This window comes from Herbidospora sp. RD11066, from assembly GCF_054661255.1.
Genome location: NZ_BAAGDO010000001.1, coordinates 451,328 through 473,600 on the forward strand (window position 1 = coordinate 451,328; position 22,273 = coordinate 473,600).

At 70.6% G+C, this 22,273-nt stretch carries 25 protein-coding genes; 7 read left to right on the forward strand and 18 right to left on the reverse strand.

Annotated features, from left to right (window positions below; translation table 11 throughout):
* Positions 1-21 precede the first annotated feature (21 nt).
* The 16 genes from lipA to ACYQ78_RS02105 form a co-directional block, all read right to left on the reverse strand.
* A complete protein-coding gene (gene lipA, locus ACYQ78_RS02030) occupies positions 22-951 on the reverse strand; it encodes a lipoyl synthase (RefSeq protein ID WP_459798906.1) in 930 nt (309 codons plus the stop codon).
* A gap of 21 nt (positions 952-972) precedes the next feature.
* A complete protein-coding gene (locus tag ACYQ78_RS02035; protein WP_459798907.1) occupies positions 973-1,941 on the reverse strand; it encodes a M48 family metallopeptidase in 969 nt (322 codons plus the stop codon).
* Between the two features lie 52 nt (positions 1,942-1,993).
* A complete protein-coding gene (locus tag ACYQ78_RS02040) occupies positions 1,994-2,575 on the reverse strand; it encodes a GTP-binding protein (RefSeq protein ID WP_459798908.1) in 582 nt (193 codons plus the stop codon).
* Positions 2,556-2,915 (reverse strand): DUF742 domain-containing protein, encoded by a 360-nt coding sequence (locus ACYQ78_RS02045; protein WP_459798909.1) that lies wholly within the window; start codon positions 2,913-2,915, stop codon positions 2,556-2,558. Before ACYQ78_RS02045 ends, ACYQ78_RS02040 begins: the two co-directional genes overlap by 20 nt.
* Positions 2,905-3,306 carry a roadblock/LC7 domain-containing protein gene (locus ACYQ78_RS02050; RefSeq protein WP_459798910.1) on the reverse strand — a complete coding sequence of 134 codons (402 nt, stop codon included), beginning with the start codon at positions 3,304-3,306 and terminating at the stop codon, positions 2,905-2,907. The genes ACYQ78_RS02045 and ACYQ78_RS02050 overlap by 11 nt, the downstream gene beginning before the upstream one ends.
* Positions 3,299-5,506 (reverse strand): sensor histidine kinase, encoded by a 2,208-nt coding sequence (locus ACYQ78_RS02055; protein WP_459798911.1) that lies wholly within the window; start codon positions 5,504-5,506, stop codon positions 3,299-3,301. Before ACYQ78_RS02055 ends, ACYQ78_RS02050 begins: the two co-directional genes overlap by 8 nt.
* Before the next feature lie 262 nt (positions 5,507-5,768).
* Entirely contained in the window at positions 5,769-6,017 is a 249-nt protein-coding gene (locus tag ACYQ78_RS02060; protein WP_459798912.1) for a hypothetical protein, read from the reverse strand.
* A 55-nt stretch (positions 6,018-6,072) separates the two neighbouring features.
* On the reverse strand, positions 6,073-6,741 hold the full coding sequence (gene lipB / locus ACYQ78_RS02065) for a lipoyl(octanoyl) transferase LipB (RefSeq protein WP_459798913.1): 669 nt from the start codon (positions 6,739-6,741) through the stop codon (positions 6,073-6,075).
* A complete protein-coding gene (locus tag ACYQ78_RS02070; protein ID WP_459798914.1) occupies positions 6,738-7,487 on the reverse strand; it encodes a Type 1 glutamine amidotransferase-like domain-containing protein in 750 nt (249 codons plus the stop codon). The genes lipB and ACYQ78_RS02070 overlap by 4 nt, the downstream gene beginning before the upstream one ends.
* Before the next feature lie 57 nt (positions 7,488-7,544).
* Positions 7,545-8,438, reverse strand: a complete 894-nt coding sequence (locus tag ACYQ78_RS02075; protein ID WP_459798915.1) for a TIGR01777 family oxidoreductase — start codon at positions 8,436-8,438, stop codon at positions 7,545-7,547.
* 220 nt (positions 8,439-8,658) lie between these two features.
* Positions 8,659-10,137, reverse strand: coding sequence for a 2-oxoglutarate dehydrogenase, E2 component, dihydrolipoamide succinyltransferase (gene sucB, locus ACYQ78_RS02080; protein ID WP_459798916.1), 1,479 nt, complete (start codon positions 10,135-10,137; stop codon positions 8,659-8,661).
* A 29-nt stretch (positions 10,138-10,166) separates the two neighbouring features.
* Positions 10,167-11,549, reverse strand: coding sequence for a dihydrolipoyl dehydrogenase (gene lpdA / locus ACYQ78_RS02085; RefSeq protein ID WP_459798917.1), 1,383 nt, complete (start codon positions 11,547-11,549; stop codon positions 10,167-10,169).
* A gap of 67 nt (positions 11,550-11,616) precedes the next feature.
* Positions 11,617-13,143 (reverse strand): leucyl aminopeptidase, encoded by a 1,527-nt coding sequence (locus ACYQ78_RS02090; RefSeq protein ID WP_459798918.1) that lies wholly within the window; start codon positions 13,141-13,143, stop codon positions 11,617-11,619.
* Positions 13,144-13,180: 37 nt separating this feature from the next.
* The gene (locus ACYQ78_RS02095; RefSeq protein ID WP_459798919.1) at positions 13,181-13,957 is read right to left on the reverse strand and encodes an adenosylcobinamide-GDP ribazoletransferase; all 777 of its coding nucleotides are present in this window, start codon (positions 13,955-13,957) and stop codon (positions 13,181-13,183) included.
* 208 nt (positions 13,958-14,165) lie between these two features.
* Positions 14,166-15,137 (reverse strand): bifunctional adenosylcobinamide kinase/adenosylcobinamide-phosphate guanylyltransferase, encoded by a 972-nt coding sequence (locus ACYQ78_RS02100; RefSeq protein WP_459798920.1) that lies wholly within the window; start codon positions 15,135-15,137, stop codon positions 14,166-14,168.
* Positions 15,138-15,421: 284 nt separating this feature from the next.
* On the reverse strand, positions 15,422-16,042 hold the full coding sequence (locus ACYQ78_RS02105) for an SCO2322 family protein (protein WP_459798921.1): 621 nt from the start codon (positions 16,040-16,042) through the stop codon (positions 15,422-15,424).
* Between the two features lie 134 nt (positions 16,043-16,176).
* On the opposite strand from ACYQ78_RS02105, the gene ACYQ78_RS02110 reads away from it, so the two are divergent.
* A complete protein-coding gene (locus ACYQ78_RS02110) occupies positions 16,177-16,386 on the forward strand; it encodes a hypothetical protein (protein WP_459798922.1) in 210 nt (69 codons plus the stop codon).
* Positions 16,387-16,419: 33 nt separating this feature from the next.
* Here ACYQ78_RS02110 and ACYQ78_RS02115 read toward each other — a convergent pair whose 3' ends face one another.
* Together ACYQ78_RS02115 and ACYQ78_RS02120 are read right to left on the reverse strand one after the other, a co-directional pair.
* Positions 16,420-17,427 carry an aldo/keto reductase family protein gene (locus ACYQ78_RS02115; protein ID WP_459798923.1) on the reverse strand — a complete coding sequence of 336 codons (1,008 nt, stop codon included), beginning with the start codon at positions 17,425-17,427 and terminating at the stop codon, positions 16,420-16,422.
* 31 nt (positions 17,428-17,458) lie between these two features.
* Positions 17,459-18,016: a DUF3043 domain-containing protein gene (locus tag ACYQ78_RS02120; RefSeq protein ID WP_459798924.1), complete on the reverse strand. Its 558-nt coding sequence runs from the start codon at positions 18,014-18,016 to the stop codon at positions 17,459-17,461.
* A gap of 214 nt (positions 18,017-18,230) precedes the next feature.
* Between ACYQ78_RS02120 and ACYQ78_RS02125 the strand changes: the two genes are divergently transcribed.
* The 6 genes from ACYQ78_RS02125 to ACYQ78_RS02150 are packed head-to-tail and all read left to right on the forward strand — an operon-like array spanning position 18,231 to position 22,270.
* Positions 18,231-19,025 (forward strand): PspA/IM30 family protein, encoded by a 795-nt coding sequence (locus tag ACYQ78_RS02125; protein WP_459798925.1) that lies wholly within the window; start codon positions 18,231-18,233, stop codon positions 19,023-19,025.
* Between the two features lie 2 nt (positions 19,026-19,027).
* Positions 19,028-19,306, forward strand: a complete 279-nt coding sequence (gene pspAA, locus ACYQ78_RS02130) for a PspA-associated protein PspAA (RefSeq protein ID WP_459798926.1) — start codon at positions 19,028-19,030, stop codon at positions 19,304-19,306.
* Between the two features lie 4 nt (positions 19,307-19,310).
* A complete protein-coding gene (gene htpX, locus ACYQ78_RS02135; protein WP_459798927.1) occupies positions 19,311-20,204 on the forward strand; it encodes a zinc metalloprotease HtpX in 894 nt (297 codons plus the stop codon).
* Positions 20,204-20,752, forward strand: coding sequence for a PspA-associated protein PspAB (pspAB, locus tag ACYQ78_RS02140; protein ID WP_459798928.1), 549 nt, complete (start codon positions 20,204-20,206; stop codon positions 20,750-20,752). The genes htpX and pspAB overlap by 1 nt, the downstream gene beginning before the upstream one ends.
* A 9-nt stretch (positions 20,753-20,761) precedes the next feature.
* Positions 20,762-21,499: a maleylpyruvate isomerase family mycothiol-dependent enzyme gene (locus ACYQ78_RS02145; protein ID WP_459798929.1), complete on the forward strand. Its 738-nt coding sequence runs from the start codon at positions 20,762-20,764 to the stop codon at positions 21,497-21,499.
* A gap of 57 nt (positions 21,500-21,556) precedes the next feature.
* Positions 21,557-22,270 (forward strand): SIMPL domain-containing protein, encoded by a 714-nt coding sequence (locus ACYQ78_RS02150; protein WP_459798930.1) that lies wholly within the window; start codon positions 21,557-21,559, stop codon positions 22,268-22,270.
* Positions 22,271-22,273 lie beyond the last annotated feature (3 nt).

Below are 22,273 nucleotides of genomic sequence, written 5' to 3' on the forward strand. Positions count from 1 at the left end.
GTCGTGCTCGTGCGAAAGGGGTCAGGCGCGGGCGCGCTGCTCGATCGCCTGCTGGTAGAGCCTTCCGGCCCGGTAGGACGACCGGACCAGCGGCCCGGAGAGGACCCCGGCGAAGCCGATCGCCTCGGCCTCGGCCTGGAGTTCGACGAACTCCTCGGGCTTGACCCAGCGCTCGACCGGGTGGTGACGCGGGGACGGACGCAGGTACTGGGTGATCGTCAGCAGGTCGCAGCCCGCCTCGTGGAGGTCGCGCATCGCCTGGACGACCTCTTCGCGCTCCTCGCCCATGCCGAGGATCAGGTTCGACTTCGTCACCATGCCGGCCTCGCGGGCCGTCGTGATGACACCGAGGGAGCGCTCGTAGCGGAACGCCGGCCGGATCCGCTTGAAGATGCGGGGGACCGTCTCGATGTTGTGGGCGAACACCTCGGGCTTGGCCGAGAAGACCTCGGCGAGCTGGTCGGCGTTGCCGTTGAAGTCGGGGACGAGCAGTTCGACGCCGCAGCCGGGCAGCAACGCGTGGATCTGCCGGGCGGTCTCGGCGTAGAGCCACGCGCCGCCGTCGGGCAGGTCGTCGCGGGCCACGCCGGTGACCGTCGCGTAGCGCAGGCCCATCTGCTGGACCGACTCGGCCACGCGCCGGGGTTCGTCGCGGTCGTATTCGGCCGGCTTCCCGGTGTCGATCTGGCAGAAGTCACAGCGGCGGGTGCACTGGTCGCCGCCGATCAGGAAGGTCGCCTCGCGGTCTTCCCAGCATTCGTAGATGTTCGGGCAACCCGCTTCTTCGCACACCGTGTGCAGGCCCTCGCGGCGAACGAGGGATTTCAGTTCGGTGTATTCAGGGCCCGTCTTCAGCCGGGTCTTGATCCACGCAGGTTTGCGCTCGATCGGGGTCTGGCTGTTGCGCACCTCCAGGCGGAGGAGCTTACGACCATCAGGGGCAACACTCACCTTGACAGCTTATGCCCTCGCTCAGGACAGCAGCCCGAGCCCCCTGGTCGCCCGTTCGTAGTGGGCCCGGAGCTCGAGATCGATCTGCTCCGACTCGCTGATCACGGCCACCCCGGCGCGTGACTCGCCGGTGAACATCTCGCGCATGATCGCCCGGTCGAGGGCGGCGCGGCGGATCGCGACGACGTCCTCGCCGCGCAGCGCGGCGGCCTGCATCGGGGCCAGGTAGCTGCGGGAGGTGATCACTTCGGCGAGCTCGGCGATCGCGTCGGGTCCGGCGACCCTCGCCGCCGTCTCGGCGATGCGGGCGTCCGCGCGGGCGCCGCGGTCCTCGGTCAGTCTGTTCAGTACGGCTTCCGCCAGCACGGCCGGCCATCCCACGATCCAGCCCAGCATGCGGCCGAACCAGGAGGCCGTCTCGTAACCCGTCCTGGGCGCCCACGCCCCGAGCGCCATGGCCATCTCCAGGTGGGCCTGCTGCCTGACCTGGTCGACCCCGAGCCCGAACAGCGCGACCTTGATCTCGGCCAGCGTCGACTTCGCCCCGCCCACGATCACCCCGTCGTCGAGCCGGTCGCTCGCGCAGGCCGTCGCCAGCAGGGCCACCCGCAGCGCGGGCGACAGCGCCAGCCAGACGGGCAGCCCGATCGTCAGCACCGGCCGCCGCCGCAGCCCGACCCGCTCGTACGTCGCGCCCAGGCCCAGGTCGTGGATCGCCACCACCGGCTTCGGCACCCCGGCTTCGGTGGCCACGCGCCCGGCGAGGGCGTACAGGAAAGGGGCCTGGGCCTCGGGCAGGACGTCGGCGTCGTGGGACACCCGGCCGAGGCGCGGCCGGAGCATCACCCCGACCGCGATCAGGAAGCCGCCGATCAGCCAGGTCAGGAAGAACCCGGGCGACGCGGCGATCACCGCCACCCCCAGCGCGACGAACCCCAGGGTGAACAGGTGCACCACGAGGGCCACGACGACGGCCAGTACGCGATTCATGTCAGCATTGTGCAAATCCGGACGAGACCCTGTCACCGACATTTAGCGCCAATCAGGCCCGGACCGTCGACATCTCCTTGGCGTGCCGGACCAGGGTGAGCAGGACCTCCTTGGCCGACTCGCGGTTCCTGGCGTCGCACACCATCAGCGGCACATGACCGGGCACCGCCAGCGCGCGGCGGATCACCGTCGGGTCGTGGCGGCGGGCGCCGTCGAACTGGTTCACCGCGACCATGTACGGAATCCGCCGCTGCTCGAAGAAGTCGACCGCCGGGAAGGCGTCGCCGAGGCGCCGGGTGTCGGCCAGCACGACCGCCCCCAGCGCGCCGATGGCCAGTTCGTCCCACATGAACCAGAAGCGGTCCTGGCCCGGCGTGCCGAACAGGTAGATCCACAGGCCCTCGCGGAGGGTGATCCGGCCGAAGTCGAGGGCCACCGTGGTCGTCGTCTTGCCCTCGACGCCGCTGGTGTCGTCGACCCGGGTGCCCCGGTCGCTGAGCAGTTCCTCGGTGGACAGCGGCTGGATCTCGCTGACCGCCGAGACCAGGGTCGTCTTGCCCACGCCGAACCCGCCCGCGATCAGGATCTTGATCGCCAGAGCGCCGGGGGGAGCGTCAGAGCGCGCGTAGTCCATTGAGCACTTCCTGGTAGATCCGCTCGTTGAGGACTCCGGCCGTGGCCGCCGGAGCGTCGATCGACACCAGCCCCTCGCGCCGCAGATCGCTGAGCAGTACGCGGGTGATGTTCAGGGGGAGCCGCAGCCGGGTGCCGATGTCGGCCACCGTGGTGGGCCGGGTGGCGACCCGGAGTGCGGCGAGGTGCTCGGGGGAGAGGCCGGCCTGGTCGTACGGCATGCCGATCGTGGTCACCACGGCGATCACGTCGAAGGCCTCGCCCACCGCGCGGGCGCGTCCGCCGGTGACGGCGAACATCCGGACCAGGGGTCCTGGGTCCGGGTCCTCCTCAGCGGCCATGAACCGCCCTTGGACGTGCGCTCAGGTGCTCCCCCACCCGCTTCACGAGCATGGTCAGCTCGTAGGTGACGACGCCGAGATCGGAGTCGGGGCTGGTCATGACCGCGAGCCGGGCGCCGTCCCCGGCCGCGGTGACGAACAGGAACGCGCCATCCAGCTCGATGATCGTCTGGCGGACGTTGCCGACGCCGAACCGGCGGCCCGCGCCCTGCGCCAGGCTGTGGCTCCCGGCCGCGATGGCGGACAGGTGCTCGGTGTCCTCCCGGCTCAGCCCCTGGGACCCGCCCATCGCCAGGCCGTCGGACGAGAGCACCACCGCGTGCACCACGCCGGGCACCCGCCGGATCAGGTCGTCGAGCAGCCAGTCGAGTTCCCTGCCGAGATCAGCCATGTGGCCTGTCCTTCCAAATCCCCGTTTCGCGCCGGCCGCGTTCCCAGCCGCGCTGCATGGACGTCATCAGGCCGGCCCGCCGCTCGGCGGAGCCCTCATCGGCCTGCTGTGGTTCGCTCCTCTGTGGCGCCTCTCCCCGGAGGGGCGCCACCAGGTGCGTCTGGGGGACCCGCTGCGGCAGGCCCTCCAGTCCGAAATCGTCGAAGTCGTCGTGGACGACCGGCGCCGCCGCCTGCGGGGCCGGCGTGTGCCGCGCGGGCGGCGGCTGGACCGGGGGCGCCTGCGTCGTGAAGTAGCTGACCTTCTGCTCGTCGGGCGCCGCGAGCAGGGCGGGCGGGATCATCACGATGGCGGTGACGCCCTCGTAGGGCGACCGCCGCAGCAACACGCGCACGCCGTGCCGGGCGGCCAGCCGGGCCACCACGAACAGGCCGAGCCGCTCGCTGTCGGCCAGGTCGAACTCGGGCGGTTCGGCGATCCGCTGGTTGAGCGTCTCCAGCTTGGCGTGGTCGAGGCCGAGGCCCCGGTCCTCGATCTCCAGGGCGTAGCCGTTGGCGGCGACCTCGCCCCGCACGTACACGCGGGTGCCGGGAGGGGAGAACACGGTGGCGTTCTCGATCAGCTCGGCGACCAGGTGCATCAGGTCGTTGACGGCCGAGCCCTGCACGGTCGGGGCCTGGCGCATCTCCTGCACCACGACGCGGGTGTAGTCCTCGACCTCGGTGACCGCACCACGTACGAGATCGAAGATCGGCACCGGTTCCCGCCACCGGCGGGACGGGGCCGCGCCCGAGAGGATGATCAGGTTCTCGGCGTGGCGGCGCATGCGGGTCGAGAGGTGGTCGAGCCGGAACAGGTCCTCCAGCGTCGCCGGATCCTCCACCCGGTGCTCCATGACCTCCAGCAGCGACAGCTGGCGGTGCAGCAGCGACTGGTTGCGCCGGGCCAGGTTGAGGAACACCTGCCCGATGCTGCGCCGCAGCTCGGCCTGCCCGACCGACGCCCGCACCGCCTCCGCCAGCACGAAGTTGAACGCGCCGGACACGTTCCTGATCTCCATGGTCTTGCCCTCGGCGACCGTCGGGGTCTCGGCGGCCGGGTCGACCGACTCGCCCGCGCGCAGCCGCCGCACCAGGTCGGGCAGCCGGGAGCGCGCCACGTCGACGGCGGTCAGCTCCAGGTCGCCCAGCTCACGGACCACCCGGCGGCCGAACCTGACCGAGATCAGCACCGACACGATCACGATGATCAGGCCGAGCCCGGTGATGAACGCGGTCTGCCACAGGATGGTGCTGACCCGCTGCCCGGCCGCGCCCATGGCCCGGTCCATCGCGGCGCCGGTCAGCGCGTCGACCTCGGTGGTGACGGTGACGCCGTCCTTGAGCCACTGCTCCAGGCCGTAGGGGAGCTCGCCGTCGGTCGGCACGAAGGCCACGATGCGGTTCTCGCCCTCGGTCAGCGCGCTGTAGACCGGCTTGGCGTAGAGCTGCTCCAGGCCGGCCCGCACGTCGGGGTCGAGCGCCGCCGCCTCGTTGCGCAGCAGGAACCGGCGGCTGGTGACCAGCTCGACGAAGGAGGCGTGCACCGACGGCGACAGGTCCTTGTCGGCGATCGCGTAGCCGATGAGGCTGTTCTCCCGGGCCAGCAGGTCGAGCCCGAAGTCGAGCGAGTTCAACGACCTGACCTGCGAATACTGCTCGGGCGTGAGCCCGCCGTCCTTGGCCAGGCTGGAGGAGAAGGTGGAGATCTCGTCGACCAGGTCGCTGTAGACGCCGACCGTGGTCACCGCCGTCGACACGCCGCCGTCGACCGAGCCGCGGATCGCCGTGAGCCCGTCGAGGCGGGCCAGCAGCAGCGAGGTCGTGCTCGGCAGGGTGGTGGCGTCCTGGCTCGCGGTCGCCTCACGGAAGTCGGCCAGCGCCCGGTCGGTGCCGGTGCGGCGCTCCGACAGGTCTTCGCGGGCGCTCTCGCGCTCGTCGTAGAGGGCGATCACGCTGTAGCGGCGTTCCTGCCGCAGGGCGTCGCTCAGATTCTCCAGAGGCTGGAGATAGGCCGTATAGCGTTCACCGGACCGCAGCAGACCGGTCGCTTCCGCGACCGAGGTGACGGCGACGTAGGCCCAGACGGCGGTCAGCGCGAGAAGGGGCACGACGAGGAGGGAGAACGCCTTCGACCTGATGGTGTCACGATTGAAACCCATGGCTCTCGTCTCGTTCAGAGCGACGTTCAGCGCCCCCGAACGCGTGACGGGAGCGCCCCATGGCGCCGCCCATGATGGAGCAAGATAGTTACTTTCCGGCGTGATGTAAACAATGGGGAAACACGAGGGCCAACGGGGCGACCGGGCTGTCCTGGGTCGATAGCGCTCCGCGATACCGTAAGTGATCTCCGTGAGCACCGGTGTAACGAGCGGGGTCCCGAGCCGATGGGTGTTCTTTCAGGCGAAAGGCCGGAGTATCCCGCTACTCACCGAATCCCATTCGGCATTCCTCTAACTGGCCTAATATGAGCTTCACTCGCTGTTGAAGCCATTCCGCGGCCATTACCGCGCCCTCCGGATCGTCGAGGTAGGCCACGTCGATGCCGAGCTCCAGCATCGCCCGCGCTTCGGCCGCCTGCGGGTCGCTCGGCGGGTCTTCCGTCGTGAGCTGGGAGAGCACGGCGATCAGATGGTCCAGCATCGCGTCCGGACGAGGTTCGCCGTTCGTCATGATCGCAGTCTAGGCATGGAACATGACAACCTGGGGTTCCAATTCCAATGAGTTATTACCTACGGCCCAGCAATTCCTCTTCGAACATGGACACCGGCTCGGCGCCGAACGCCACTCCGAGTCGTTTCTCGGCGAAGGGGATCACCTCGTCGACCGTGATGCGCCGGCCCGTTTCGGCCGACAGAGAGGTCACCCCGGCGTCGGGGATGCCGCACGGCACGATCCGGTTGAACCAGCTCAGGTCGTTGGCGCAGTTGAGGGCGAAGCCGTGCATCGTCACGCCGCGCTCGACCCGGATGCCGATGGCGCCCAGGCGCCGGTCGGGGATGCCGTGCTGGGCCTCGCCGCGCGCCCAGACCCCCGGCCGCCCCTCGACCCGCCCGGCGACCACGCCGAAGTCGGCGCACACCTGGATGAGCACCTCTTCGAGCAGCCGGACGTAGGGGATGACGTCGTCGATCTTCACGATCGGATAGCCGACGAGCTGGCCGGGGCCGTGCCAGGTGATGCTGCCGCCCCGGTCGACGTCGAGGACCGGCGTGCCGTCGGACGGCCGGTCGTCGGGGCGGGTGCGCTTGCCGGCCGTGTAGACCGGGGCGTGCTCGAGGAGAAGGGCCGTATCGGGGAGTTCGTCGGCGAGCCGACGCCGATGGACGACCCGCTGCAGGCTCCAGGCCTGTTCATAGGGGACATCGACGCCAAGTCGGACGATCGCCAGCCTCACACGTCAACTGTAGACGCGAGTCGCCGTGGTTCGATACGGAACTCCTTGACCCCTTCTTCACCATCCCTTTCGATCCGGTAGGCGTAACCCTCGGGCTCGACCGTCACGGCCTGGATGAACTCGGTGCCCACGTAGTGGAGCGCGACGCCCTCGTCGGCGGCGTAACCCTCGGGGAGCTCACCCGAGGCGACCGACCGCTGCAGCAGGTCACGGCGCTGGTCGTCGCTGTCGTAGTGGACCCCGCACGAATAGGGCAGCAGCCCGAGCCCCTCGGCCCACGGCCGCAGCGTCGGGCCGAACGAGTCGGTGTTGCCGCCGACGTGCCAGCACAGCGCCCCGGCGCTCTGGCCCGACAGGACGACCCCGTTCTCCCACGCCTCGGTCATGGCCTCGTCGAGGCCGTGCAGCCGCCACAGGGCCATGAGGTTGGCGACGCTGCCGCCGCTGACGTAGACGGCGTCCTGTTCCAGCAGCCACTCGCGCGGATCCTCGACGTTGGGCATCGGGAACAGCGACAGGTGGCTGAGGTCGACGTCGAAGACCCGGAAGGCCTCGTACATCTTCAGCAGCCACTCGGGGGAGTCGCCGACCGCCGTGGCGATGAGGCCGAGCTTCGGGCGGTCGACGCCGGTGAGGTCGAGCACGTAACGGAGCAGGGCCGTGGCCTCCAGCGAGCCGAAGCGCTCCGTCGGGCGGAACGACCCGCCACCGATCGCGACGATGTGCGACTGCCCGCTGCGCCCCATGGTTCACTCCCGTGTCGTCGGCAAAATGAGGGGGCCCATGCTACGGGACCCCCGCCCTCACCGCAGGGCGTCTGCCAGGGCTTCTCCGATCGTCGGGTGCGCGAAGGGGTGACCGGCCGCGGTCAGCCGGGCGGGCACGACCCGCTGCCCCATGAGGATCCCCTCGTCGGCGAATCCGCCGATGGCCGTTTTGAGAACGATGCCCGGAACGGCCAGCGGCATCGAGGGCCGCTTCACCGCCGCCGCGACCGCTTTCGTGAACGCCTTGTTGGTGACCGGCTCCGGCGCCGTCAGGTTGACCGCCCCGTCGATGTCGGTCCCCAGCAGGAACCCCGCCGCGCTCACCCAGTCGGGCAGCGAGATCCACGACAGGTACTGCTCGCCCGACCCCAGCGGCGCCCCGAGCCCGATCCGGAAGAGCGGCAGGATCTGCCCCAGCATCCCGCCCCGCTTCGCCAGCACCACGCCGGTCCGCAGGTTCACCACCCGCATGCCCGACTCACGGGCGGGCCGCGCGGCCTCCTCCCACGCCCCGCAGACGTCGGCCAGGAACCCGGCCCCCCGGGGCGCGGTCTCGTCGACGACCCGGTCGCGGGTGTCGCCGTAGTAGCCCACCGCCGACCCCGACAGCAGCACGGCGGGCGGCTTGTCCATCGCGTTCAGCGCCTTGACGAGCGTCGAGGTGCCCTTCTTCCGGCTTTCGAGAACCGTTCTCTTGTACGACTCCGTCCACCGGTGGTCGCCGATCCCCGCCCCCGCGAGATGGACCACCGCCTCCACCCCCGCCAGGTCGGCCGGGTCGAGAACCCCGCCCGACGGGTCCCAGCGCACCTGCCCGGCGCCCGAGGGCTCTCCCCGGACCAACGAGAGCACCTCGTGTCCCGACTGCCGCAGGGAGGCGGTCAGCGCCGTCCCGATGAGGCCCGAGGCCCCGGTCACCGCGATCTTCATGACTACCCCTTCGTAGCGCGCCCCCGTTCGGTGACGTACCGGACGAGAACATGTTCAAACGCGAAAGGCTCTTCTTCCGTTACGGCTCCCGCCTACAGCGGCCCCGATCGCCGGGTCCGCTCCGGCGCGCATCCGGCGCCCGGCGCCCGCTCCCGGCCGCCCGCCGGAACGCACGGAACCCCGCCAGGCGGCGCCTGACGGGGTTCCGGGGGAGAACGGGTTACGCGAGGCCGAGCTGGCTCTCGAAGCGACCCTCTTCGAGACGGCGCTTGACCGTCGTCAGGAAGCGGGCGGCGTCGGCGCCGTCGACCAGGCGGTGGTCGTAGGTCAGCGCCAGGTAGACCATCGAGCGGACCGCGATGACCTCGCCCTCGGGCGAGTCGATGACGACCGGGCGCTTGATGACGCCGCCGGTGCCGAGCATGCCGACCTGCGGCTTGTTCAGGATCGGGGTGTCGAACAGGGCGCCGCGGCTGCCGGTGTTGGTCAGCGTGAAGGTGCCGCCGGCGATGTCGTCGGGGCTGATCTTGTTGGTGCGGGTGCGCTCGGCCAGGTCGGCGATCTTGCGGGCCAGCCCGGCGATGTTGAGGTCACCGGCGCCCTTGACGACCGGGACGATGAGGCCCTTCTCGGTGTCGACCGCGATGCCGAGGTTCTCGACGTCGTGGTAGGTCACCTCGCTGGTCTCGTCGTTGATCACGGCGTTGAGCTTGGGGTGGACCTTGAGCGCCTCGACGGCCGCCAGCGCGAAGAACGGCAGGAACGACAGCTTGACGCCCTCGCGGGCCTCGAACGCGCCCTTGGCCCGGTCGCGCAGCCGCGCGATGCGGGTCACGTCGACCTCGACGACCGTGGTGAGCTGGGCCGTGGTCTGCAGCGACTCCAGCATGCGGTCGGCGATGACCTTGCGCAGGCGGGACATCTTCTGGGTGGTGCCGCGCAGGGTCGTGTCGACCTGGATCGGCGCCGGGGCGGCGGGTGCCTGCTGCGCCGGCGCGGCGGCCGGAGCGGGGGCGGCCACCGGGGCCGGAGCCTGGGCGGCGGCGGCCCGCTCGCGCTGCACGCGGGCGGCCTCGATGACGTCCTGCTTGCGGATGCGCCCGCCGACACCGGTGCCGTTGAGCTCCTCGAGGTTCACGCCGTGCTCGGTGGCGAGCTTGCGGACCAGCGGGGTGACGTAGGGCGTGTCACCCGTGGGAGCGGGGGCGGCCGGAGCGGCAGCGGCCGGGGCCGGCTGGTAGCTCTGCGGCGGGGCCGGGGGAGCGGGCTGCGGGATCGAGGAGATCGGCGCGCTCTGCACCGGCTGCGGGGCCGGGGCCGGGGCGGGCGCGGGCTGCGGGGCCGGCGCGGGGGCGGCCTGCTGCACCGGGGCGGGCTCCGGCTCGGGCTCGGGCTCCGGTTCCGGCGCGGGGGCCGCGGCGGGCGGCTCCTGCGCGGCGGCCGGAGCGCCGCCTTCGGCGGCGTTGGAGTCGATGACGGCGAGCTCGGCGCCCACCTCGACCGTCTCGTCTTCGGAGACCAGGATCTTCGTCAGGTAGCCGGCGGACGGCGAGGGGATCTCGGTGTCGACCTTGTCGGTCGACACCTCAAGCAGCGGCTCGTCGGCCTCGACGTGGTCGCCCTCCGACTTCAACCAGCGGGTGACGGTGCCCTCGGTCACGCTCTCGCCGAGCTGGGGCATGGTTACGGAGACAGGCATGGTGAGTCTTCGTCTTCCTTAGAGGGCTCTTAGTTGTGGACGTGGAGGGGTTTGCCGGCCAGGGCCAGCATGGCCTCGCCGAGGGCCTCGGACTGCGTCGGGTGCGGGTGGATGAGCTGTGCCACGTCGCCCGCCGTCGCCTCCCAGTTGTAGATGAGCTGCGCCTCGGCGATGAGCTCGCCGACCCGGGCGCCGACCATGTGGACGCCCAGCACGCGGCCGCCGTTCTTCTCGGCGACGACCTTGACCTCACCCTGGGTCTGCAGGATCTTGCTGCGGCCGTTGCCCGCCAGGTTGTAGCTCAGCTCGACCACGTCGTGGCCGCGCTCCCGGGCGGTCGCGCCGCTGATGCCGACCGAGGCGACCTCGGGCTCGGAGTAGGTGATGCGCGGCACGCCGTCGTAGTCGATCGGCACGACCGGGAGGCCCGCGATGTGCTCGGCGACCAGGATGCCCTCGGCGAAGCCGACATGGGCCAGCTGCAGCGTGGGGATGAGGTCGCCCACGGCGTAGACGCCCGGGACGCTGGTCTGGCAGAACTCGTTGACCAGGACGTAGCCCCGGTCGGTCGAGATCCCCTGCTCCTCGTAGCCGAGACCGGCCGAGACCGGGCCACGCCCGACCGCGACCAGCATGAGCTCGGCGTCGAGGGTCTTGCCGCCCTCCAGGGACACGACGACCCCGGTGTCGGTGGTCTTGACGCTCTCGAAGCGCTGACCGAGTTCGTATTTGATGCCGCGCCGGCGGAAGGCCCGCTCCAGCAGCTTGGAGTTGGACTCGTCTTCCAGCGGGAGCAGGTGCGGGAGCGCCTCGACGATCGTCACCTCGGCGCCGAACGAGCGCCACACGCTGGCGAACTCGACGCCGATGACGCCGCCGCCCAGGATGATCACCGACGACGGCACCCGGTCGAGGACCAGGGCGTGGTCGCTGGTGATGACCCGCTGGCCGTCGATGTCGAGGCCGGGAAGCGACTTCGGCACCGAGCCGGTGCCGAGCACGACGTTGCGGCCGGTGTAGACCTCGCCGTTGACGGTCACCTGGTTGGGACCGGTGAGCCGGCCCTCACCCTCGACCACGGTGATCTTCTTGCTCTTGATGAGCCCCTGGAGGCCCTTCCAGAGCCCGCTGATCACCTTGTCCTTGTAGGCGAGGACGCCCGGCACGTCGATCCCGTCGAAACGGGTCTTCACGCCGAAGGACTCGCCTTCACGCGCCTGGTCGGCCAGCTCCGCGGCGTGCAGCAGGGCCTTGGTGGGGATGCACCCCTGATGGAGGCACGTGCCGCCCACCTTGGCCTTCTCGATGAGAACGACGCTCTTGCCGAGCTCGGCCGCCCGCAGGGCGCAGGCGTAGCCACCGCTACCGCCGCCTAGGACAACGATGTCGAAGGGGCCGCTGCCTTCAGCCACTGGAAAGCTCCCTAATGAATACTGCCGTGGTACGGCATCTTTTCACTTGTCTTGGATGATCGTGTGCTCAGCCCGCATAGCGTTCGGCGATGGCGACGAGCGTGCGGGTGATCGCTCCGGTGCCGCCCTTGGGGGTGTAACCGTAGGGCTCGCCCTTGTTGAACGCCGGGCCCGCCATGTCGATGTGGGCCCAGTCAACCCCTTCCGGCACGAACTCGCGCAGGAAGACGCCCGCCGCCAGCATGCCGCCCCACCGCTCGGGGTGGAGGTTGGCGATGTCGGCCACCTGCGAGTCGAGCCCCTTGCGCAGCTCGCCGGGCAGGGGCATGCCCCACACGCTCTCGCCCTGCGCCCCGGCCAGTTCGACCACGGTGCCGCGCAGGTCGTCGTCGTTGCTCATGACGCCGGCCGTACGCCAGCCCAGCGCCACGATCTGGGCGCCGGTCAGCGTGGCCACGTCGACGATCAGGTCGGGCGAGTCCTGGGCGGCGCGGGCGATGCCGTCGATGAGCACCAGGCGCCCCTCGGCGTCGGTGTCGAGGACCTCGACCGTCTTGCCGCTGTAGGTGTGCAGCACGTCGGAGGGCCGCTGGGCGGTGCCCGACGGCATGTTCTCGGCCAGGCAGAGGTAGCCCACGGCGTTGACCTGGAGCCCGAGGCGCGAGACCGCCAGCAGGGCTCCGAGCACGGCGGCCGCGCCGCCCATGTCGGACTTCATCCAGTCCATCGACGCGGACGGCTTCAGCGACAACCCGCCGGAGTCGAAGGTGATTCCCTTGCCGACGAACGCGATCGTCTTGGTGGCCTGCGGGTGGGAGTAGGCCACCCGGGCCAGCCGGGGCGGGCGGGACGAACCCTGGCCGACGCCGACGATGCCGCCGTAGCCGTTCTCCTTCAGGGCGATCTCGTCGAGCACCTCGACGCTCAGCCCGTTCTTGCCGCCGATCTCCTCGGTGATCTCGGCGAACCGGGCCGGCCACAGGTCGGACGGCGGCGTGTTGACCAGGTCGCGGACCAGCGTGACCGAATCGGCCAGCGTCGCGGCGCGGCCGACGGCGCTCTCGGCCCCGGACGCGGAGGTGACCAGCTCCACCTCGGCCAGCGGCGCCTTCTGCTGCCCGTTGGTCTGGTAGCGGCTGAAGGAGTAGGCGCCGAGGATGGTGCCGATGGCGACCGCCTCGACCTCCTCGGCCGTGGCGGCGGGCAGCGCGACGGCCGCCGACGCGGTGCCGGCCAGCGCGCGCGCCCCGGCACCGGCGGCTCTGCGGAGGGTCTCCAGTTCCAGGGACTCACCGTCGGCGGGCGGGGCGCCGAGCCCCACCGCGACGACGAGCGGCGCCGGAATTGCGCCGAACGTGGGGAACTTGGCGATCTCCTCGGGCTTGCCCGCGAAACCCATCGCGGTCAGCGTGGCGGCGAGCCGTCCGCCCAGGGCCTGATCGAGGCCGGCGGCCCCGGCCGCGGCCTGTGGGCCCTCCGGGGTGGCGTGGATGCCGATTACGAGGGCATCGGTCTCTATGGAGACCGTGTCAGATGCATTGACGCGCACTGTGGTCACGTGAGCCGATGCTAGCTGTGCTTTCTCCGTACTCATAAACTCGGGTTCGTCCTACCAATAGGTTGGGGGATGTTTACGGGCCGGTGAACGTCACCGCACTGGCGAGCAAGCACGCCGCGGTCGCGACCTCGACGAGCGCCCCGAGCACATCCCCGGTGATCCCCCCGAGCCGCTTTTGGGCGGTGGCGAGGATGAACCAGGCGGCGGCCAGCCCGATGGGCACCGCGCTGACCAGCATCGGAACGTCGCGAAACGCGATCATAGCGACGATGACCACGATGCCAGTAGACGCCAACGCCACCGGCACCCCCACTGTTCCCGCCACGAGCGCCCCCAGCCCCCCGGGCCGGGCGGCCCGGAAGCGGGGTGTGCACGCCCACGTGACGGCCAGCCGCCCGGTGGCCGCGGCGACCGGCAACACCCACAGGACGTGGGGTCCCACCTCACCCCAGGCGGTCGCCTGGAGCCCCACGCAGAACAGCAGCGCGACCACCCCGAAGGGCCCGATGTCCGACCGCTTCATGATCGCCAGCGCCTCGGGCGCGGCCTTCCCGCTCCCGAGCGCGTCGGCCAGATCGGCCAGCCCGTCGAGATGCAGCGCCCGGGTGAGCAGGGCGAGCGTCCCCAGCGCCAGCAGCGCGGAGGTCAACCGCCCCAGCCCCAGCCACACGGCCCCCTGCCCCACCAGCGCCGCCACTGCCCCGAGTAGCCCCCCGACCAGTGGCGCCAACGCCATGGCGCGCCCGGCGACCTTGGCATCGACGGCGGAGTGCCTGGGGACCGGCACCACACTCAGCAGCGAAACCGAAAGCCACCAGGCGTCCACCCACTCCCGGGCTTGCGGTTTCACGGCCGGCTCCCACGCATGCGCGGAGCCGATCGACAACGCCACCTTCCGGGGCCGATGACGACCGCGCCCAGGTCGACGCCCTCTTCGCGGCGTGGTCGCCGTATCGGCAGCGAGGCGCCGACGAGGTGTCCGGCCGCAGCGGTCGTGGCAGCGAAGCGGGCCGTCCCGCGATCTCGTCGGGGCTGGGGCGGAGCTCCTGGTCTCGTCGTCATGGGAGGGGGGTGACCCGTCCGGCGATCACGAGGGTCGCCTCCTCGGACTCGTCGGCCAGGCGGCGGTTCAGTTCGCCGAGGGTGTCGCGGAAGATCCGGCCCGACGCGTGTTCCGGGATCACCCCGAGGCCGACCTCGTCGCTCACCAGGGCGACCCGCGCCCGGGTGGCCCGCCAGGCCGCGACCAGGCCGTCGCAGGCGCCGCGCACCCTGCCCGGGTCGTCCCAGGCGCCGAGGTCGTCGAAGACGCCCGCGAGCCAGGTGCCGAGGCCGTCGATCAGGACCGAACCGGTTTCGGTCGTCAGTACGTCTTCCAGGTCGCGGGTCTCGCGGGTGCGCCAGTGGGCCGGGCGGCGGTTCCGGTGGGCTGCGATGCGGTCGGTCCAGGCCTGGTCGCCGTGGGCGTCGCCGGTGGCGACATAAAGGACGTCGGGCTCGCCGGCGAGTCGCATCTCCGCCTCCTCCGACTTCCCCGACCGGGTGCCGCCCAGCACGATCATCCGGTGTGGCCCCGCAGAGTCATGGGCCGCCCGTTCGGAGGTCTCCAGCACCGTCCCGTCGGGGACGTGGACCGCGCCCCAGTAGGCCAGCCGCCGATCGAGCTCGGCCTCCGACCTGATCCGGTGGTCGAGCCCGATCGCCACCACCTGGGTCGCGCGGTTGACCAGGCCGCGGCTCCGCAGCGCCCCGAGCCGGAAGGGGTCGTCGAGCAGGTCGATGAGCACCAGGTCGAACGCGGGCCCCGGGCCCGTTCCGCCGGTTCCGTTGGCGAACAGCAGGCTCCCGCCGTCGGGCCCGATGACGATGTCGCCGTCGTCGGTCCGCGCCAGCTCGTATCCGTCGAGCGCGGCGTTGTCGTCGACCACCACGGAAAGAGGCCGCCGCTCCCGCCCCACCGACCGGCACGACGCACACCCATCGGACGGCCACCCCTCAGGGCCACCCGTCCCGGTCAGCTCGACCTTCACCCCGTGCTCCTTCCGTCCAAAACAACCCCAGATCCCCATCCTTCAGGGGCGGCGGCACTCACCCGCCCTGCCCGGCGACGTCGACGGGGCGCCCATGCTCCCGAGATCGACGGCACCTCGCGCCCAAGTGGAGACCTCTGCGCCGCACTCGCATCGAGACAGGCGCCCCGCCTTCTTGAAGCCGGGTGGCTCGCGAACTCGTACGGAAAGAAGACCGCCGCCCGAAACCCTAGAGGGCCGGGCGGCGGCCGGAACCCGCGGGTTCGCGCCTGGGGGAACAGGTTTCAGCCGGCGCGGCGGCGCAGGAGGAAGAACACGCCGACGCCCGCCGCCACCGCGACGGCGCCGCCCGCGATGAGCAGGACCGGAGAGCCGCCCTCCTCAGGTGCGGGAGCGGGAGCCGACCGGCTGACCGGGAGCTCCTTGCCGGTCGCGGTGTTCTTGGCGGGGTAGCCGCTGACGGCCAGGACGTTGCCGGTCTCGTCGACGCGCGGGCGGGTCGTGTCCGAGGACAGGAGCTGGAGTGAGGTCGCGGCCGCCGGGGCCACGACGCAGGTCACCGTGCTCTGGGGCGGGGTGTCGCCGGGGTAGGCGTCGACCTCGCCGTCGCCGAAGTCGACCGCCAGGACGACGCGCTTCTGGCCCGACGACGCGGCCTGCTTGCCGCAGACGTCGTCGAAGACGGGGACCTCGCGGGGAGAGTCGGTGCCGGTGCCGTCGGGGGAGACGCCGAAGCGCCAGCCGATGACCGATCCGTCCTCCGGCACGCCGCCGGACTCCGGCAGGAGCCACGCCAGGCCGTCGCTCTGCCAGAAGGTCCAGGCGCGTGGCGTGTCGGGGCCCGGCTGGGGCGCGAACGCCGACAGCGCGGCGACGACGAGCGCACCGAGAGTGACGCGGATCAACAGTTTGCAAGGATGTGAGGGCAGCATGGAATGGCCTCCGTGCTCGGGTTCTGAGGCTCGGGGAGATAGGGTTCCCAGGCACCCTTCGGATTTCCCCTGGAGGGAACGAGCGGCCGCGAACAGGAGCGTATGGCATGACATGGCGCTGGCGTTATGAAAACGCTAATGGTGGTGAGGTATCCGCCGCCGAATTGTCGCGCGAGGTGTTTCCCAGTCAGGCCGATGCGGAGTCATGGCTCGGAGAAAGCTGGCGTGAGCTGCTGGAATCCGGTGTCGAACAGGTGACGTTGCTCGATGGCGACCGGGTGGAATACAAGGGAATGTCATTGCGCCCACAGGAATGAAAAAGGCCCGCCGTGAATGGCGGGCCTTTTGTTTTACGGGCGTTTCTTGGGAGTGTTGGTGAGCGTGAGAGTGGGGTCGCTCACGACCACCGGGCCGAGGATGTCGTCGACCTTCTTCAGCACGTCGGCGTCGAGCTTCACCCCGGCCGCCTTCACATTGTCGCTCACCTGCTCGGGCCGCGAGGCGCCGATGATCGCAGAGGCCACGTTGGGGTTCTGGAGCACCCACGCGACCGCAAACTGGGCCATCGAGAGCCCCAGGTCGGCGGCGATCGGCTTGAGTTCCTGCACGCGGGTGAGCAGGTCGTCGTCGAGCAGACGGGCGATGGTGTCGCCGCCACCGCTGGTGTCGGTGGCGCGGGAGCCCGCGGGCGGCGGCTGGCCGGGCAGGTACTTCCCGGTCAGGATGCCCTGGGCGATCGGCGACCAGACGATCTGGCTGACGCCCTCCTGCTCGCAGAGCGGCACGACCTCGCCCTCGATGACCCGCCAGAGCATCGAATACTGCGGCTGGTTGGAGATGATCCGGTCGAAGCCCATCTCCCCGGCGATCCGCAGCGCCTCGGCGATCTTCTCGGCCGGCCACTCGCTGACGCCGATGTAGAGGGCCTTGCCCTGCCGCACGACGTCGTCGAAGGCCCGCAGCGTCTCCTCGAGCGGGGTCTCGAAGTCGTAGCGGTGGGCCTGGTAGAGGTCGACGTAGTCGGTCTGGAGGCGGCGCAGGGAGTTGTTGATCGACTCCATGATGTGCTTGCGCGACAGGCCCCGGTCGTTGCGGCCCGGCCCGGTCGGCCAGTAGACCTTGGTGAAGATCTCCAGCGACTCGCGGCGGACGCCCTGAAGGGCGCGCCCGAGGACCTCCTCGGCGCGGGTGCCCGCGTAGACGTCTGCGGTGTCGAAGGTCGTGATGCCCTCGTCGAGGGCGGCCTTCACGCAAGCGCGGGCGGCGTCCTCCTCGACCTGCGAGCCGTGGGTGATCCAGTTGCCATAGCTGATCTCGCTGATGACGAGGCCACTGCGGCCCAGGTGGCGGAATTCCATGGGCCAACTCTAGACAACAAGGTACAAATCTCTACCTTTTGGGGGAGGTTTCCGGGACCGGCGCACCACCCGGGAGCACCGTCGGCTTCGGGAAGCGCAGGCGCCTGATCTGCGAGGACCGCATGGACGCGTAGAAGCCGACGCCCTTGAGGTTCTCGTCGGGGAACTTCTCGGCCGCGAGCTTCTTGACCTTGCCCGCCACATAGAAGGAGCTGCCCACCACGAGGACCAGCACGACCGGCAGCGACATCGTGTAGACGGTCAGCACGATGCGGCGGATCTCGATCGGGAACGGGATCATCGACAGCAACATGATGATCAGCACCGCGGGCAGGAAGTACTGCCCGGGAAGCCGCCGGGCGTCGACGAAGTCGCGGGCGAACTTCCGCACCGGGCCCTGGTCACGAGCAGGGAGATAACGGTCTTCACCCCGCATCATGCCGTCTCTGGCCTTGTTGCGGAGCAACCGGTCGCGCTCGCGCGCCTGCCGGTAGGCCTCCTTACGGTTCTTCGGTGCCGTCACCGGTGACCGGCGGCGCCCCTCGGCCTCACTGCGCTTGGGCGTAGGACGGCCCTTCGCAGGGGTCACGGCAGGCTTAGGATCAACATCAGGGACGGGGGTAGCGTCCGTGGTGGTCTGGGTACGACGTCGGAACACGTTGTCCAGCGTACCGGGAGTGCAACTTAGTGACGCCCCCGTGCGTTATGCGTAGGGTGAACCCAGGCGGCCTTGGCCGCCTTTGCGGGGCTTGAAACGGCTGGGGTTACCCACGCACAACCTAAGAAGGGGACGGCCGACGCGCATGAGCGTGATGAAGAGACTTTCCATGATCTTCAGGTCCAAGGCCAACAAGGCCCTGGACAAAATGGAGGATCCGCGGGAGACCCTGGACTACTCATATCAGCGCCAGCTCGAGTTGCTCCAGAAGGTCCGGCGCGGCGTGGCTGACGTGGCGACCAGCCGCAAGCGGGTCGAATTGCAGATCAACCAGGCCGAGGCCGAGGCCGCCAAGCGTGAGCAGCAGGCCAAGAGCGCCCTGGCCGCCGGTCGTGAAGACCTCGCCCGCGACGCCCTTTCGCGCCGCACGGCCATCGCCGGCCAGGTCGCCGACCTGCGGGTCCAGTACAACAACCTGCAGGGCGAAGAGGAGAAGCTGACCCTCGCCAGCCAGCGCCTCCAGGCCAAGGTCGACGCCTTCCGCACCCGGAAGGAGACCATCAAGGCGACCTACACCGCCGCCGAGGCCCAGACCCGCATCAACGAGGCCTTCTCCGGCATCTCCGAGGAGATGGGCGACGTCGGCCTGGCGATCCAGCGGGCCGAAGACAAGACCGCGCAGATGCAGGCCCGCGCCGGTGCGATCGACGAGCTGCTGGCCAGCGGCGCGCTCGACGACTACTCGGGCGGCCCGCGCGACGACATCCAGGCCGAGCTCGACCGCATGGGCGCCGGGGGCGACGTCGAGCTGGAGCTGGCCCGCATGAAGGCCGAGCTGGGCCAGGGGCCGGCGCCGAAGAGCGCCATCGAGCAGGGGCAGCCCGGCCAGCAGCCGCAGCCCCAGCACACCCAGCAATACCGCCAGCCGGGGGAGGCATAACAGTGATCGTCCGAATCATGGGGGAGGGGCAGGTCCAGATCGCCGACGGCGACCTCGACGTGCTCAACGCCCTCGACACCGAGCTCGAGTCGGCCATCAACACCGACGACGAGCCCACGTTCCGTTCCGCGCTGCACGCGCTCCTCGACAAGGTCCGCCATGTCGGAGCGCCCCTCGCGGACGACGCCCTGGAACCGTCTGAGCTGATCCTGCCCCCCGCGGACGCCTCTATCGAGGAAGTCCGGGAGATGCTGGGCGACCAGGGGCTCATCCCGGGCTGACCCGGTGTCCCGGTTCCGGCCCGACTCCGGGCTGACCCGCCGCATGGTCCTGACCATGTTCCTGCTCGGCCTGCTCTACGTCGTGTTCATGGCGGTGCTCATCGCCGTCGGGGCACGCGCGGTCGTCGTTCTCGTCATCGCGGCGGGCTTCCTGCTGGTGCAGTACTTCTACTCCGACAAGATCGCGTTGTACGCGATGGGCGGACGAGAGGTCTCGCCACAGGAGGCCCCGCAGCTCCACGCGATGATCGACCGCCTGAGCGCCCTGGCCGACATGCCCAAACCCCGCGTGGCCGTCGCCGACAGCGACGTGCCCAACGCGTTCGCCACCGGGCGCAACCAGAAGAACGCCGTCGTCTGCGTGACGACCGGCCTGCTCCGGCGGCTCGATCCGCCCGAGCTCGAAGGCGTCCTGGCCCACGAGATGTCCCATGTGGCCCACCGTGACGTCGCGGTCATGACGATCGCCTCGTTCCTCGGCGTGGTGGCCGGGCTGATGACCCGGTTCGCCCTCTACGCCGGTCTCGGCCGCAACCGCGACAACCAGGGCGGTCTGCCGATCGGCCTGATCATCGTGCTGGTCTCCACGATCGTCTACTGCGTCAGCTTTGTGCTGACCCGGCTGCTGTCGCGCTATCGCGAACTGGCCGCCGACCGGGCCGGGGCCTATCTGACCCAGCGGCCGTCCGCGCTGGCCAGCGCCCTGACGAAGGTCACCGGTGAGATCTCCCGCATTCCGACGCGGGATCTGCGCGAGGCCCAGTCGTTCAACGCGTTCTACTTCGCGCCGGCGCTGAACCGGGCGAGCGTCGCCTCGCTCTTCGCCACCCACCCGCCGCTGGAGAAGCGGCTCGAACAGCTCGCCCGGATCTCCGGCGAGCTCGGCAGGGAGGCCTGATGGGCTGGTTCGACGCGCTCCTCGGCCGGTCGAAACAGGCGAAACCCGATCTCGACGCGCTGTTCGCGCTGCCCTCGGCCGCGATCACCCTGCAGGTCGCGACCACCTTCGCCCCGGCCGGGGTCGGTTCGGTCTGCTTCCGGGCCGCCGAGGGCGGCGCGTTCGCGCGCCTCCAGGAGGACGTGCGCGCCCTCGTCGGGCAGCCGGAGATCACCCAGGACGCCTACGGCTTCACCTGGCTGACCGTCCGCGACGACGACGTCTCGGCACTGGTCACCAACCTCCACGGCGCCAACTCCAGCCTGGAGGCCGCCGGGTTCGGCAGCTCGTTGTTGTGTACGACCGTCGTGTTCGCCGACCCCACGGGGCGGCGGCTCGCCCTGGTATACCTCTACAAGCAGGGCACGTTCTACCCGTTCGCCCCTCTGCCGGGCGAACGCCGTGACAACGCCCTGGAACTGCAGGCGCGCGGCACGCTCGCGGGCGACCTGCCCATCGAGGCCGACCTGTCCCGCTGGTTCGCGGTGTGGGGGGCGCCCGGACTGTAGGGGGAACGCGTGGACCAGCAGGAATACGCCGACGCGGTGGCCGGGCGGATCACCCGCATGGCCGACGCCATCCGGGGTCACGACCTGAACAGGCCCGTGCCGACGTGTCCCGGCTGGAGCCTGCGCGACCTGGTCGTGCACACCGGGAGCACCCACCGCAGGGCCGCGATCGTGGCCGGGGAGGCCCGTCAGGAGCGGCTCGACCGGGATGCGGTGGATCTGGGCCTGCCCGCCGACGACGGTGGCTACGCCGACTGGTTCGCGGCCGGCGCCGAGCCCCTCAAGAGGGGTCTGCTGGCCCACGACCCGTCGACGGTCGTCTGGACCTGGTCGGGCCCCCGCCCGGTGATCTGGTGGGCCCGCCGCCAGCTCCACGAGAACACCGTCCACGGCGCCGACGCCGACATCGCGCTCGGCCACACGCCCCGGATCGACGAGCGCGTCGCGGCCGACGGCGTCTCCGAACTGCTCGACACCCTGCCCCACGCCGACTGGAACCCCCGTGACCTGACCGGCGACGGCGAGCGCCTGTCGTGGCAGTCCGACACCGGCGTGGGTTTCCTGGTCACGCTCTATCCCGACGGCTTCACCTACGAGGTGTCCGCGATGCCCGGTGAGGTGACCGTCCGCACCGCCACGGCCGCCGACATCCTGCTGCTGATGTGGGGCCGCCGGGGCTATGGCGACTACGCCGTCGAGGGCGACGACGCCCTGCTCAAGCGATGGACCGACAACACCAGGATGTGACCAAGGAGGGCGTGGCGCGCGGTTCCCCGCGGCGGGTCGGATGATGGGATCGCGCCCATGATCAACCTCAGGTACGCGACCGCGGCAGCCTTCCTCGCCGCCGGGCTCCTGTCCACCCCGGCGTTCGCGGCGACGTCCGCAGGGTATGCCGGGGTCGTGGCAGACGACGCGAAGATCACCGTCACCGGCAACGGCACCGTTTCCGCCGCCCCCGACCGCATGCGCCTCCAGGCCGGTGTCGAGGTCCGCCGCGCGACGGCCGGAGCCGCGTTCAGCGGTGCCCGCACGGCCGCCGCAGCCCTCCGCTCGGCCCTGCTCGACGCGGGCGTGGCCGAAGACGACCTGCGCACCAGCGACATCTCCCTCGGCCCCGAATACGACGACTACCCGAAGGTCTCCGGCTACCGCGCCGGGCAGGGCGTCGAGGTGCTCGTGCGCGACCTAGACATCGCCGACCGGGTGGTCGACGCCGTCGCCGCCGCGGGCGAGGAGGCCCGCCTCAACGGCATCAACTTCGAGATCGGCGACCCGGCCGCCGCGCTGTCGGCCGCCCGCGACGCCGCCTACAAAGACGCCCTGGCCAAGGCGAAGCAGTACGCCGGGCTGACCGGCCGGACCCTGGGCGCGGTGCTCAGCGTCCAGGAGAACGGCGAGGGGCACACCCCGATCCCGTTCGAGGGCATCCACCTGATGGCGGCCTCGGACAAGTCGATCTCTCCGGGCCGCCAGTCGGTGGGTCTCAGCGTGAAGGTCGTCTTCGAGCTGCGCTAGCCG